Below are 13,891 nucleotides of genomic sequence, written 5' to 3'. Positions count from 1 at the left end.
CCTGTTTAGAATTCGACGCGCGCCACGCGCAAGAGGGCTGCGGTTTCGCAAAGGGGCAAACCCATGATACCCGAATAGGACCCGTCGATTCGCTCGATAAACTCGGCCGCGCGGCCCTGTATGCCGTACGCGCCCGCCTTGCCGAGCGGCTCGCCCGAGGCCGCGTAGCGCTGCAACGCAGCACGATCGGCCGATGCGAAGCGCACCGTCGAGCGCGAGAGCGCGGGTTCGAGCAGCGCGCCTTCGGCGTCGACGACCGCAAGCGCCGTCAGCACTTCGTGCTCGCGTCCGGCGAGACGTTCGAGCATCGCGATGGCGTCTTCTTCGTGCTGCGGCTTGCCGAGAATCAGTCCGTCGATGGTCACGGTCGTATCGGCGACGAGTATCGGCGCGCTCGCATGAGCGCCCGCGACGAGCCGCGCGCGCGCCGCGTGCGCCTTCAACGCGCACACGCGCAGGACATACGCATCGGCGGCTTCGCCTGGCAACTCGGCTTCGAGCGCTTCGGCGTCTTCATCGGGACGGGGAAGGAGGAGTTCGTACTGCACGCCGAGCTGACGGAGCAGCTCTTGTCGGCGCGGGCTTTGCGAGGCGAGATAAACGAAACGATGAGTCGGCATCTTGAAGTCGGAGTCGAATGCGCGCATGGCATTCGATCCAGCATCGAAAAAGCCTCACGCGCGATGATAGGGATGATTCTGCGTGATGCTCCACGCGCGGTAAAGCTGTTCGGCGAGCAGCACGCGCACCATGCCGTGCGGCAACGTGAGGCTCGATATGCGCAGCATCAGTTCGGCGCGCGACTTCACGGCCGGATCGAGTCCGTCCGCGCCGCCGATCACGAACGCGACGTCGCGCCCATCCTGCTGCCAGCCGGGCAGGGCGTTCGCGAGTTGCATCGTGGTCCAGTCGCGGCCGCGTTCGTCGAGTGCGACGACGCGCGCGTTCTTCGGCAAGGCGGCCTCGATGCGCTGCTTCTCAGCCGCCATCACGCTCTCGGCGTTGCGTCCCGACGAGCGCTGCTCGGGCTTGATCTCTTTCAGCTCGATGCGCAGTTCGGGCGGCATGCGCTTCGCGTATTCGTCGAAGCCATTCGTGATCCAGTCGGGCATCTTGTGTCCGACGGCGAGGATGACCAGCTTCATCGAACGAAGCGGCTTCAGTGCTTGCGCGTGGTCTTGCGCGCGACACGTTTGACTGCGGGCGCGGCGTCTTCCTCGTCCTCGTCTTCGTCAGCCGTAACGCTCGCGCCGCCGAACATGTTCGACTTCTGCAGCTTCACGCGCACGGGCTTGTCGCCCCAGACTTCTTCGAGGTTGTAGTACTGGCGCAGCGCCGGTTGCAGGATGTGCACGACCGCGTCGCCGCAATCGACCAGCACCCATTCGCCGATCTCTTCGCCTTCCGTCGAGATGATGTCGCCACCCGCTTCCTTGACCTTCTCGCGCACGCTGTTGGCGAGCGCCTTGGTCTGCCGGTTCGACGTGCCGCTCGCCACGACGACGCGGTCGAACAGCGACGTCAGGTGAGTTGTGTTGAAGACCTTGATGTCTTGCGCCTTGACGTCTTCGAGACCGTCGATGATCGCGCGTTGAAGCTTCTGAAGTTCCATAGTTACCGTGTCTGGTACAAGTGATGTTGAACAATATAGTCCCAAACTGCGGGTGGGACCTGAGCGCGGGCATTGGACTCGTCTTTCATCGTGCGCGCTTCCTCGCGGATCGCCGTGGCGGATACGTCGATGAGAAGCGTCGCGTCGATGAGCACGTGCCCGTGCGCGCTCGCTTGCAGTGTTTCGGGCGATGCGGCGCGCTTTCCGACTTCGGCGGCGACCGGCGCGGGCAGCGTCGAGACATCGAAGCCCGGGCGCGTTTCCACGCAGATGTGCGCGTAGTCGAAGAGCCGCATCCATTGATGCCACGAGTGGAGCTTGACGAGCTGATCCGCTCCCATCAGCAGCGAAATCGATGCGTCCGCGCCTTCGCGCTCGCGCCAGCGGGCGAGCGTATCGACGGTATAGGTGTCGCCCTTGCGGTCGATTTCATCGGTGGCGACGGTGATCCGGACGCCGTCGAGTTCGAGCGATGCCGCCGCCGCGCGCGTCATCGCCAGCCGATGCTCCGGCGCAGATACGCCCGCCTTCTGCCACGGCTGACCGGCGGGCAGCAGCACGAGATCGGTCAGTCGCAGCAGGTCGACGAAACGCCGCGCCAGCGCGAGATGCCCGTTGTGGATCGGATCGAAGGTGCCGCCGAATATTCCGACGCGCTTCCCGCAAGGTGCGGCCTGGTTCACAGCCATTCGCGCCGCACCAGGAAATCTTCATACAGGCGCGCTTCCGGCGTGCCGGGCTCGGGCGTCCAGTCGTAGCGCCAGTTCGCGACGGGCGGCATCGACATCAGAATCGACTCGGTGCGTCCGCCGCTTTGCAGGCCGAAATGCGTGCCGCGGTCGAACACGAGATTGAATTCGACGTAGCGCCCGCGCCGGTACGCCTGAAACTCGCGCTCGTGCTCCGAATACGGCATGTCGCGGCGGCGTTCGATCACGGGCAGATACGCTTTCAGGAACGCATCGCCGACACTGCGCATCATCGCGAACGAGCGCTCGAAGCCGGGCTCGGAGAAATCGTCGAAGAAAATGCCGCCGATGCCCCGCTGCTCGTTGCGGTGCTTCAGATAGAAATACTCGTCGCACCACGTCTTGAAGCGTGGATACAGCTCCGCACCGAACGGATCGAGCGCGTCGCGGCAGACCCGATGGAAATGCCGCGCATCGTCCTCGTAGCCGTAGATCGGCGTGAGATCCATGCCGCCGCCGAACCAGAAGACCGGCGCTTCGCCTTCTTTCGTCGCGGTGAGCATGCGCACGTTCATGTGCACGGTCGGGCAGTGCGGATTGCGCGGATGCATCACGAGCGATACGCCCAGCGCCTCGAAGCCGCGTCCGGCGAGCTGCGGGCGCGCCGCGCTCGCGGAAGGCGGCAGCGCGTCGCCCTGCACGTCCGAAAAGCCGATGCCGCCGCGCTCGAAAAAACCGCCGCCTTCCAGGATGCGCGTCACGCCGCCGCCGCGCAGATGCGCGCCGGGCTCGCGGGTCCAGGCGTCGGTGGCGAAGGCGGCGCCGTCGAAGGCGCCGAGCGCATCGGCGATGCGCGTCTGCAGGCCCGTCAGATAGTCGCGGACGGCCCCGATATCGTGGGCTGCGTCGTGTTCTTTGCGTTGTTCCGCGCTGCGGTTCGGTTCACTCATCGATTGCTGCGTGCGCCCCGTGGGCGGCCAGAAATGGGCGGGGGTAAACCCTCCGTCTCGAAACTCTCAAAAGCGCGCTGCCGGACACGAGGTCCGGCAGCGCGTGTGCTCATGCGACTCTGATGCAGCTTCAGCCGTGCTTGTCCACGGATTGCTTGCGATTCACCGCCCGATAGCCGATGTCCCGGCGATACTGCATGCCGTCGAACGAAATCTGGTTGACTGTATCGTAGACCACGGATTGCGCGCCGCGCACGGAATCCGCCAGACCGACGACGCACAGCACGCGCCCGCCCGAAGTCGACAGTTTTCCGTCGGTAAGCGTCGTGCCTGCGTGGAAAGTGACCGAATTCTCGGTTTCCGCCGGAATGCCGCTGATCCGGTCGCCCTTGCGCGGCGTCTCCGGATAGTTGTGCGCGGCGAGCACGACGCCGAGCGCCGTGCGCCGGTCCCAGTCGAGTTCGATGCTGTCGAGCTTGCCGTCGATCGCCATTTCCACGACTTTCGAGAAGTCGCCCTTCAGGCGCGCCATGATCGGCTGCGTCTCGGGGTCGCCCATGCGGCAGTTGAATTCGAGCGTCTTCGGATTGCCGTTCGCGTCGATCATCAGGCCGGCGTACAGGAAGCCGGTGAAGCGGATGCCTTCGTTTTCCATGCCGCGCACCGTCGGCAGGATGATCTCGCGCATCACGCGCGCGTGCAGTTGCGGCGTGACGATCGGCGCGGGCGAATACGCGCCCATGCCGCCGGTGTTCGGGCCGCGGTCGCCGTCGAGCAGGCGCTTGTGGTCCTGGCTGGAAGCGAGCGGCAGCACGTGCTTGCCGTCCACCATCACGATGAAACTGGCTTCCTCGCCCGCGAGGAATTCCTCGATCACGACGCGCGCACCCGCATCGCCGAGCTTGTTGTCGGCGAGCATGGAATCGACGGCGGCGTGCGCTTCTTCCAGCGTCATCGCGACGACCACGCCCTTGCCGGCCGCCAGTCCGTCCGCCTTGATGACGATCGGCGCGCCTTTCGCGTCGATGTACGCGTGCGCGGCGGCGGTGTCGGAGAAGGTTTCGTACTCGGCGGTCGGGATGCTGTGGCGCTTCATGAACGCCTTGGCGAAGTCCTTCGAGCTTTCGAGTTGCGCGGCTTCCTTGCTCGGCCCGAAGATTTTCAGGCCGCGCGAGCGGAACAGATTGACGATGCCCGCGGCAAGCGGCTGTTCCGGCCCGACGAGCGTGAACGCGACATGCTCCTTCTCGACGAAATCGGCGAGTTCCGCCGCGTCCGTGATGTCGACGTTGCGCAGACGCTCGTCCTGCGCGGTGCCGCCGTTGCCAGGCGCCACATAGACGATCTGCACGCGCGGCGATTGCGCGAGCTTCCAGGCCAGCGCATGTTCGCGGCCGCCGGAACCGACGACGAGTAACTTCATTTGAATCCCCGAAATCCTGACAAAAAGCGGCTTGAGAAAAAGCGATGGGCACATCGCGCCGAACGCATGACGGCGGTCATGGCGTCGGGAAGGCGGCTCGCGCTGACATCGGCTGCGTCACGCGCCTTCCTCGGGCGATGCCACGCCGCATCGATGGTGCGGCGCTGCTCCGGCACACGAGCCGAAGCGAAAGACGTTCCACACGAGGGCGGGGCGGTTACTTTTTTCACCGCGCCCCCGGTGCCTGATTGCGATACGAAGCTCAGTCTTCGTTGATCGCGGCGTTGGTATGGACTTCCTGCACGTCGTCGAGATTTTCGAGCGCGTCGAGCAGTTTTTGCATTTTGACTGCGTCGTCGCCGGTGAACTCGACTTCGGTCTGCGGTTTCATCGTCACTTCGGCGAGTTCCGCCTTGAAGCCCGCGGCTTCGAGCGCGTCCTTCACCTTCTGAAAATCGAACGGCTGGCAGATCACCTCGATGCTGCCGTCCTCGTTCGTCACGACGTCGTCCGCGCCGGCTTCGAGCGCCGCGTCCATCAGCTTGTCTTCCGGCGTGCCGGGCGCGAACAGGAACTGGCCGACGTGATCGAACATGAACGACACCGAGCCGTCCGTGCCCATGTTGCCGCCGAACTTCGAGAATGCGTGGCGCACTTCCGCGACGGTGCGGGTGCGGTTGTCCGTCATTGTGTCGACGATGACCGCCGCGCCGCCGATGCCGTAGCCTTCGTAGCGGATTTCTTCGTAGTTCGCGCCATCGACGCCGCCCACGCCGCGCTGGATCGCGCGGTTGACGTTGTCCTTCGGCATGTTGGCGTCGTACGCCTTGTCGACGGCCAGACGCAGGCGCGGGTTCGAATCGACCTCGCCGCCGCCCATGCGCGCCGCGACCTGGATTTCCTTGATGAGGCGCGTCCAGACCTTGCCCTTCTTCGCGTCGGCCGCGGCCTTCTTATGCTTGATGTTGGCCCATTTCGAATGACCCGCCATTACCTTTCTCCATCGCGCGCGGGCTTCGTGCCGTGCGCCTAGTGTTCTGTCGTGCTTGCTGTGCTGCTGAATGTGTCTGTCCGGCACGCGTCCAGAATGGCCGCCGGCTTCGCTCGCGGATCGTTCGATCCGGCGCAACGCGAATAGGAACAGACTCAAATTTTAGCATGGCGACGCGCGCGCTCAGTACCGCTGCGCGCGCTCGGGCGCGGGAAAATCGGTGCCAATCGGGCGCATTTCCATCGAATCCGGACGAAATCGTACCAAGCGACGCCCAAATGCAAACCGCCGCGCATCAGCGCGGCGGTCGGAGTCGATGGCGGGAATTCAGCGAACGCTCAGTTTTTCGTGCCGAACAGGCGGTCGCCCGCGTCGCCGAGGCCCGGAACGATATACGCATGGTCGTTCAGATGCGAATCGAGCGACGCGACGTAGAGCTTCACGTCCGGATGCGCGTCCTGGAACACCTTCACGCCTTCCGGCGCGGCGACCAGCGCGACGAACACGATGTTGTCGGCGTGCACCTTGCGGCGCTTCATCACGTCGACGGCGTGCACCGCCGAATAGCCCGTGGCGACCATCGGATCGCACAGGATGAAGACGCGCTCTTCGAGGTCGGGCGGCAGGCGCACGAGATACTCGACCGGGCGATGATCCTCCGCCCGATACACGCCGATATGCCCGACCCGCGCCGACGGCACCAGATCCAGCAAGCCGTCCGACATGCCGATGCCCGCGCGCAGCACCGGCACGATCGCGAGCTTCTTGCCGGCGATCACGGGCGCGTCGATCTCGACGAGCGGCGTTTCCACGCGTTTGGTCGTGAGCGGCAGATTGCGCGTGATTTCGTAGCCCATCAGCAGCGTGATTTCCCGCAGCAGCTCGCGGAACGTGCGCGTGGACGTGTCCTTGTCGCGCATGTGGGTGAGCTTGTGCTGGATCAGCGGGTGATCGGTGATGAAGAGATTGGGAAAGCGGCTGTCTTGTTTCATGGGTTTCGCGCGCGCGGCGCGTCCTGCTCGTGTGATGTTCTGCTTCTGACGCTCGGGGAGCGGACAGTGGCGACAGTTTACCCAAAAGCCCGCCCGCGCCTAAGAAGAATCGCGCGCGTCGTCCCGAGCGGCCGCCGACGTTGCCGCCCCGATTCTTCTAGAATTGCGAAGACATCACGATCTGTGACAAACGACGAGGGAGGATGACGATGGATATGGGAATCGCGGGGCGCACGGCGCTCGTGTGCGCGGCGAGCAAGGGTCTCGGACGCGGCTGCGCCGAAGCGCTCGCCGCAGAAGGCGTGAATCTGGTCATCACTGCGCGCACGGCGGAAACGCTCGAAGCGACGGCCGCGCACATTCGCGCGCAATATGGCGTGACCGTGACGACCGTCGCGGGCGACATCACGACGCCCGAGGGCCACGCCGCCGCGCTCGCCGCGTGCCCGGCGCCGGACATTCTGGTCAACAACGCGGGCGGGCCGCCGCCGGGCGACTTCCGCACCTTCACGCACGACATGTGGATCAAGGCGCTGGAAGGCAACATGCTGACGCCGATCGAGCTGATCAAGGCGACCATCGACGGCATGATCGAGCGCGGCTTCGGGCGCGTGGTGAACATCACGAGTTCGTCGGTGAAGGCGCCGATCGATGTGCTCGGCCTGTCCAACGGCGCGCGGTCCGGGCTGACGGGATTTGTCGCGGGCGTCGCGCGCAAGGTCGCGTCCACCGGCGTCACGATCAACAATCTGCTGCCGGGCACCTTCGACACCGACCGCATCGCCGTGACCATGGAAGCGCAGGCGAAGGCGCAGAACATCTCGGTCGAGGACATGCGCGCGCGCCGTGCGCAGAGTCTGCCCGCCGGACGTTTCGGCACGTCGGAGGAGTTCGGGAAGGCCTGTGCGTTCCTGTGCAGCGTGCATGCGGGCTATATCACCGGTCAGAACCTGCTGATCGACGGCGGCGCTTACCCCGGTACTTACTGATCAAGGCAAGGACCAAGGACACCGACATGACCACACGCGTCGCGCTGATCGCGCACGACATGAAGAAGGACGACATCGTCAGGCTCGCGGGCGAGTTCGTCGATACGCTCGCGCAATGCAGCCTCGTCGCGACGGGCACGACCGGCGGGCGCATCGCGGCGGCGCACGGACTGGAGGTCGAGCGCAAGCTTTCCGGCCCGCACGGCGGCGATTTGCAGATCGGCGCGGAACTGGCGGAAGGGCGCGTCGACATCGTGATTTTTCTGCGCGACCCGATGACCCCGCAGCCGCACGAACCCGACATCAACGCGCTCGTGCGCGCCTGCGACGTACACAACGTGCCGTGCGCGACCAACATCGCGACCGCGCGCATGATTCTCGACGACTTGCGCCTGCGTTTCGCGCGAGCCTGACGAACCGATGGAGACAATGAAGCGATGACCAAGGCAATCCGATTCGACAAGGCAGGCGGCCCCGAAGTCATGAAGTGGGTCGACGTGGACGTGGGCGCGCCGGGCAAGGGCGAAATTCGCGTGAAGCATCATGCGGTGGGGCTCAATTTCATCGACGTGTACTTCCGCACCGGCCTCTATCCGATGCCGCTGCCCTTCGGCCTCGGCATGGAAGCGGCGGGCGAGGTGACGGCGGTGGGCGAGGGCGTCACGCAGTTCAAGCCGGGCGATCGCGTCGCGTACGCGTCGCGTCCGCCGGGCGCGTATGCGCAGGAGCGGGTGATGTCGGCGGAATACGTCGTCGGGTTGCCCGATTCGATCGGCTATGAGGACGCCGCATCGATCATGCTGCAGGGCCTGACCGCGCAGTATCTGCTGCGCCGGACCTATCGCGTGAAAGCGGGCGATACGGTCTTGATCCACGCGGCGGCGGGCGGCGTCGGCCTGCTCGCGTGCCAGTGGGCCAAGGCGCTCGGCGCAACGGTGATCGGCACCGTCGGCTCGGACGAGAAAGCCGAGCTGGCAAAGGCGCACGGCTGCGATCATCCGATCGTCTACACGCGCGAGAACTTCACCCAGCGCGTGCGCGAAATCACCAACGGCGCGGGCGTGCCCGTGGTCTACGATTCGATCGGCAAGGACACCTATATCGCGTCGCTCGATTGCCTCGCGCCGCTCGGCTTGTTCGTGAGCTTCGGCAATTCGTCGGGGCCGCTGCCGCCGCTCGATTCGTCCGAACTCGCCGGACGCGGATCGCTCTACTTCACGCGGCCGACGCTCTTCAGCTACATCGCCAAACGCGGCGATCTCGATGCGATGGCGGCGGAGCTGTTCGACGTCGTGTCGTCGGGCAAGGTGAAGACGAACGTGCGCCAGCGCTATTCGCTTTCCGATGCGGCGCGCGCGCATGAAGAGCTCGAAGCGCGCAAGACGACCGGCTCGACGATTTTCCTGCCCTGATGCAACGCCTGAGGGCGGTTCGTCACCATAACGACCACTAAAACCATGAACGAGCCGTCCTTCACCGTCGTCCTGATCGAGGACGAGAAGCAGATTCGACGTTTCGTGCGCGTGTCGCTCGAAGCGCAGGGCATGACGGTCCACGAAGCGGAAACGGGCCAGCAAGGGCTCGTCGAAGCCGCGACGCGCAAGCCCGATCTCGTGATCGTCGATCTCGGCCTGCCCGATACCGACGGCATCGACGTGATCCGCGAGCTGCGCGGCTGGACCGAGTTGCCGATCATCGTGCTGTCGGCGCGCACGCAGGAAGAAGAGAAAGTGGCCGCGCTCGATGCAGGCGCCGACGATTACCTCACGAAGCCGTTCGGCGTCTCCGAACTGATGGCGCGGATTCGCGCGCATCTGCGGCGGCGCAATCAGGCGCAGGCGTCCGAGACGCCGGTCGTGACATTCGGCGATGTCACCGTCGATCTCGCGTTGCGCCGTGTCACGAAACACGGCGAGAACGTGCATCTGACGCCGATCGAATATCGGTTGCTGTCGACGCTCGTGCGGCACGCGGGCCGTGTGCTCACGCATCGGCAATTGCTGCTCGACGTGTGGGGGCCGTCGCATGTGGAAAGCCCGCATTACTTGCGCATCTATATGGCGCATCTGCGCCAGAAGCTCGAGCGCGATCCCGCGCAGCCCGAGCATATCGTGACGGAAACAGGTGTCGGCTATAGGCTGGTCGGCGCGACGTGACGGGCGGTATGCACGGGTTCGAGCCTGAGCGAATCGAGCACGCTGTCGATGGATTCGTCGCCGCCGACGAACGCGATCATCCGGTTGCCGATGCCGAGCGTCACGCATTGCACCGCGATGCGCGCGACGTCCGCGCGTGAGACCTCGGGCTTGTGTTCCGTGAGTTCATCGGCCAGCGCGATTGCGCCGCGCGCCGCTTCGTCCGATAACGGTCCGGGCCGGAGAATCGCATACGGCACGCCGCGATGCGCGATGTAGTCGTCGGCTTCGCGCTTCATTCGTGAATAGTGGCGCAGGGCGAATCCGCTGCGCGCCGGATAGAACGCCGAGAGGGCGCTGATTACGACGAGTTGCTGCACGCGCCGGCGCTTTGCGTAGTCGGCGGTACGCATGAGGGCGTCGCGGTCGATCGCGCGTTGCTCGTGGATGCCCTCCGTTTGCGCCGATCCGGCGGCGTAGATTACGTGCGTGATGTCGTCGAAGGCGTGGCAGAAATCGTTGGTCAGATCGCCGAGCACGATTTCTGCGCCCATCGCGGTGAATTCGCTCTTGTGGGCGGATTTGCGCAGCATCGCGCGGAAGGGCATGGCTTCGTCGTGCAGCCGCTGCGCGATCAATCGACCCGTGCGGCCGTGTGCGCCGATCAGCAGAACCTTCAGCGTTGTCATGGCCGATGCTCCTTCGCCGTGGATCGTTACACGACAAAGTAGGCTATTTCCGCGCAGCGTGCTGCGCGACGCATTTGCGCCCGCAGCATTTTTCCGCGCTTATTCGGCGGCATTCGCGGGGCGCGCGCGGCCCTGTCTCCGCGCCCGCCGCGCTTCCGCACGAATGCGGAACCGGTCCATATACAGATAAACAACCGGCGTCGTATAAAGCGTCAGCATCTGACTCACGATCAGTCCGCCAACGATGGCAATCCCCAGCGGCGCCCGCATCTCCGACCCTTCGCCGGTGCCGAACGCGAGCGGCAGCGCGCCGAGCAAGGCGGCCGCAGTGGTCATCATGATCGGCCGAAAGCGCAACAGGCAAGCTTCGCGAATCGCATCCTGCGGCGTCTGCGCGCCATGACGCGTCGCCTCGATCGCGAAGTCGACCATCATGATCGCGTTCTTCTTCACGATGCCGATGAGCAAAATCACCGCAATCAGCGCGATGATGCTGAACTCCGTCTTGAACAGCAGCAGCGCGAGCAGCGCGCCGATGCCGGCGGACGGCAGCGTCGAGAGAATCGTGATCGGATGGATATAGCTCTCGTACAGGATGCCGAGCACGATATAAACAGCCGCCAGCGCCGCGAGAATCAACAGCGGCTGATCGTTGAGCGATTGCTGGAACGCCTGCGCCGTGCCCTGAAAACTGCCGTGGATGGTCTGCGGCACGCCGATCTCGGCCATCGTCTCGTAGATCGCGGCGGTGGCGTCGGACAGAGACTTGCCCGGCGGCAGGTTGAACGAGATCGTCGAGGCGACGAACTGGCTCTGGTGATTCACCGACAGCGGCGTGTTGCCCGGCCCGAACTTCGCGATGGCCGACAACGGAACCATGGTTTCCTTCGTCGTCGACACCGCCGCGCCCGACGACGAGCCGTTCTTGCCGGTCGCGGCGATCGCGTTGGTCGCGGAGTTCTTCACCGCGGCGAGTGCGAGGGCGGCGGTCGTGTCGGTGCCGGTCGCGGACGCCGAGGCTGTCGAAGTCGACGTTGTGGAAGCCGTCGATGCCGACGTGGTCGTCGATTGCGTCGTTGCCGAACCGCTCGCCGTTCCGCCCGACGTGCTGATGTAGAGCTGCTTGAGCATCTCCGGGTCCTGCCAGTATTTCGGCGCAAGCTCCATCACGACGTGATACTGCGACAGCGGGTTGTAGATGGTCGACACCTGCCGCTGCCCGAACGCGTCGTACAGCGTGTTGTCGATCTGCGCGGGCTTGATGCCCAGGCGCGCGGCGGTCGCGCGGTCGAACGTGACCATCGCTTCCAGCCCGCCTTGCTGCTGGTCGGAGTTGACGTCGGTGAGTTCGGGGCGCTTTTGCAGCGCATCGGTGAGAAGCGGCCCCCACTTGTAGAGATCGGAGGTCGTGTCCGACAGCAGCGTGAACTGATACTGCGCGTTCGACTGCCGCCCGCCCACGCGAATATCCTGCACGGCCTGCAGGAACGTGCGCGCGCCGGCGACATCCGCAAGCGGCTTGCGCAAGCGGTTGATCACCTGATCCGCCGACACCTTGCGCACACTCTTCGGTTTCAGCGAAATGAACATGAAGCCCGAATTCGTGGAGCGCCCGCCCGTGAAGCCCGCGACGCTGTCGACGGCCGGATCGGCCTCGACGATCTTCATCATTTCCGCGAACTTGACCTTCATCGCCTGGAACGAGGTGCTCTGGTCCGCCTGAATGCCGCCGACGATGCGCCCCGTATCCTGCTGTGGGAAAAATCCCTTCGGCACGATGACGTACAGAACGATGTTCAGCACGATGGTCGCGACGAGGATCGTGAGGATCGTGCGCGGATGCGCGAGCGCCCAGCCGAGCGTGCGCGCGTAGCCGCGCTGCATGCGCTCGAACTGGCGCTCCAGCCAGCGCGCGACGCGGCCTTCCTCCTTGCGATCGTGCGGCTCCTGCAGAAGGCGCGAGCACATCATCGGCGTGACGGTCAGCGACACGATCAGCGACACGCCGATCGCAAGCGACAGCGTCAGCGCAAACTCGCGGAACAGCCGCCCGACGATGCCGCCCATCAGCAGAATCGGCAGGAACACGGCGACCAGCGACAGGCTGATCGACAGCACCGTGAAGCCGACTTCGCGCGCGCCCAGAATCGCGGCCTGCATGCGCGGCACGCCTTTTTCCACATGCCGCGTGATGTTTTCCAGCACGACGATCGCATCGTCGACGACGAAGCCGGTCGCGATGGTGAGCGCCATCAGCGAGAGGTTGTCGAGCGAGAAGCCGAGCAGATACATCGCCGCGAAGGTGCCGATGATCGAGATCGGCACGGCGACGCTCGGTATCAGGGTCGCGCGCCAGTTGCGCAGGAACAGGAACACGACCATCACGACGAGCGCGACCGCAACCACGAGCGTCAGCTCGGTGTCGTGCAGCGATGCGCGGATGGTGGTGGACCGGTCGGCGGTCGGCGTGATCTGCACGTCGGCGGGCAGCGCCGCCTGCAATTGCGGCAGCATCGACTTCACGCGGTCGATGGTTTCGATGATGTTCGCGCCCGGCTGACGGTACAGGATCACCAGCACCGCGCGCTTGTTGTTGATGAGACCGAGATTGCGCAAATCCTCGACCGAATCGACCACTTCGCCGACGTCCGAAAGCTTCACCGCCGAGCCGTTGCGGTACGCGACGACGAGATCCTTGTATTGCGACGCCTTGCTCGCCTGATCGTTGGTGTAGAGCTGAACCCGCGTCCCCTTGAACTCGATCGCGCCTTTCGGGCTGTTCGCATTCGCGGAGGCGAGCGCCGCGCGCACGTCCTCCAGCCCGATGCCGTAGTGAAAGAGCGCGCCCGGTTCCAGTTCGACGCGCACCGCCGGATTCGCGGAGCCGCTTACATCGACTTCGCCGACACCCGGCACGGTCGACAGCGTCTGCTGCAGGACGGTCGCGGCGGAATCGTAGAGCGAGCCCGCCGTGCGCGTGGGCGACGAGAGCGCGAGCACGAGAATGGGAGCGTCGGCGGGGTTGACCTTGTGATAGGTCGGGTTCTGGCGCAGCGAAGTGGGCAGGTCGGCGCGCGCGGCGTTGATCGCGGCCTGCACGTCGCGCGCGGCGCCGTCGATGTCGCGGTTCAGGCCGAATTGCAGCGTGATGCGCGTCGAGCCGACCGAGCTCATCGAGGTCATTTCGCTCACATCGGCGATGGTGCCCAGATGCCGCTCCAGCGGACTCGCGACGCTCGTCGCGACGGTCTCGGGGCTGGCGCCGGGCAGCGACGCCTGCACGGAGATCGTCGGGAAATCGACTTGCGGCAGCGGCGCGACGGGCAGCCGCACGAACGCGAACATGCCTGCGAGCGCGATGCCGATCGCGAGCAAAGTCGTCGCGACGGGCCGGCCGATGAAAAAGCGCGACAGATTCATG

General features: G+C 65.1%; 14 protein-coding genes. 4 read left to right on the top strand and 10 right to left on the bottom strand.

Annotation, left to right across the window (positions count from 1 at the left end; translation table 11 throughout):
• Positions 1 to 5 precede the first annotated feature (5 nt).
• The 8 genes from AWB80_RS17485 to upp form a co-directional block, all read right to left on the bottom strand.
• Positions 6 to 620 carry a Maf family protein gene (locus AWB80_RS17485; protein ID WP_061176038.1) on the bottom strand — a complete coding sequence of 205 codons (615 nt, stop codon included), beginning with the start codon at positions 618 to 620 and terminating at the stop codon, positions 6 to 8.
• Positions 621 to 674: 54 nt separating this feature from the next.
• Positions 675 to 1,145, bottom strand: a complete 471-nt coding sequence (rlmH, locus tag AWB80_RS17480) for a 23S rRNA (pseudouridine(1915)-N(3))-methyltransferase RlmH (RefSeq protein WP_061175925.1) — start codon at positions 1,143 to 1,145, stop codon at positions 675 to 677.
• A gap of 14 nt (positions 1,146 to 1,159) precedes the next feature.
• On the bottom strand, positions 1,160 to 1,612 hold the full coding sequence (gene rsfS / locus AWB80_RS17475) for a ribosome silencing factor (RefSeq protein ID WP_061175924.1): 453 nt from the start codon (positions 1,610 to 1,612) through the stop codon (positions 1,160 to 1,162).
• 2 nt (positions 1,613 to 1,614) lie between these two features.
• Entirely contained in the window at positions 1,615 to 2,301 is a 687-nt protein-coding gene (locus AWB80_RS17470) for a nicotinate-nucleotide adenylyltransferase (protein WP_061175923.1), read from the bottom strand.
• Positions 2,292 to 3,251: an oxygen-dependent coproporphyrinogen oxidase gene (gene hemF / locus AWB80_RS17465; RefSeq protein ID WP_061175922.1), complete on the bottom strand. Its 960-nt coding sequence runs from the start codon at positions 3,249 to 3,251 to the stop codon at positions 2,292 to 2,294. The genes AWB80_RS17470 and hemF overlap by 10 nt, the downstream gene beginning before the upstream one ends.
• Positions 3,252 to 3,381: 130 nt before the next feature.
• Complete coding sequence (purD, locus tag AWB80_RS17460) at positions 3,382 to 4,674, bottom strand: phosphoribosylamine--glycine ligase (protein ID WP_061175921.1); 1,293 nt, start codon at positions 4,672 to 4,674, stop codon at positions 3,382 to 3,384.
• Positions 4,675 to 4,936: 262 nt separating this feature from the next.
• Complete coding sequence (locus AWB80_RS17455; RefSeq protein ID WP_061175920.1) at positions 4,937 to 5,665, bottom strand: YebC/PmpR family DNA-binding transcriptional regulator; 729 nt, start codon at positions 5,663 to 5,665, stop codon at positions 4,937 to 4,939.
• A 338-nt stretch (positions 5,666 to 6,003) separates the two neighbouring features.
• On the bottom strand, positions 6,004 to 6,657 hold the full coding sequence (upp, locus tag AWB80_RS17450; protein ID WP_061175919.1) for a uracil phosphoribosyltransferase: 654 nt from the start codon (positions 6,655 to 6,657) through the stop codon (positions 6,004 to 6,006).
• A 209-nt stretch (positions 6,658 to 6,866) separates the two neighbouring features.
• Here upp and AWB80_RS17445 point away from each other — a divergent pair, with 209 nt between their 5' ends.
• From AWB80_RS17445 to kdpE, 4 genes are read left to right on the top strand one after another with little or no spacing between them, the layout of a single operon-like run.
• Entirely contained in the window at positions 6,867 to 7,646 is a 780-nt protein-coding gene (locus tag AWB80_RS17445) for an SDR family oxidoreductase (protein WP_061176037.1), read from the top strand.
• A gap of 26 nt (positions 7,647 to 7,672) precedes the next feature.
• Positions 7,673 to 8,059, top strand: a complete 387-nt coding sequence (locus tag AWB80_RS17440) for a methylglyoxal synthase (RefSeq protein ID WP_061175918.1) — start codon at positions 7,673 to 7,675, stop codon at positions 8,057 to 8,059.
• Positions 8,060 to 8,083: 24 nt separating this feature from the next.
• Positions 8,084 to 9,058 (top strand): quinone oxidoreductase family protein, encoded by a 975-nt coding sequence (locus AWB80_RS17435; protein WP_061175917.1) that lies wholly within the window; start codon positions 8,084 to 8,086, stop codon positions 9,056 to 9,058.
• A gap of 45 nt (positions 9,059 to 9,103) precedes the next feature.
• Positions 9,104 to 9,802: a two-component system response regulator KdpE gene (gene kdpE / locus AWB80_RS17430; RefSeq protein WP_061175916.1), complete on the top strand. Its 699-nt coding sequence runs from the start codon at positions 9,104 to 9,106 to the stop codon at positions 9,800 to 9,802.
• Here kdpE and AWB80_RS17425 read toward each other — a convergent pair.
• Together AWB80_RS17425 and AWB80_RS17420 are read right to left on the bottom strand one after the other, a co-directional pair.
• A complete protein-coding gene (locus AWB80_RS17425; RefSeq protein WP_061175915.1) occupies positions 9,778 to 10,470 on the bottom strand; it encodes an SDR family oxidoreductase in 693 nt (230 codons plus the stop codon). The genes kdpE and AWB80_RS17425 overlap by 25 nt on opposite strands.
• Before the next feature lie 99 nt (positions 10,471 to 10,569).
• On the bottom strand, positions 10,570 to 13,890 hold the full coding sequence (locus AWB80_RS17420; RefSeq protein WP_061175914.1) for an efflux RND transporter permease subunit: 3,321 nt from the start codon (positions 13,888 to 13,890) through the stop codon (positions 10,570 to 10,572).
• Position 13,891 lies beyond the last annotated feature (1 nt).

Source organism: Caballeronia pedi (genome assembly GCF_001544915.2).
Classification (GTDB): domain Bacteria; phylum Pseudomonadota; class Gammaproteobacteria; order Burkholderiales; family Burkholderiaceae; genus Caballeronia; species Caballeronia pedi.
The sequence above is the reverse complement of the archived record's forward strand: the minus strand, read 5'-3'. Positions and strand labels throughout refer to the sequence as shown.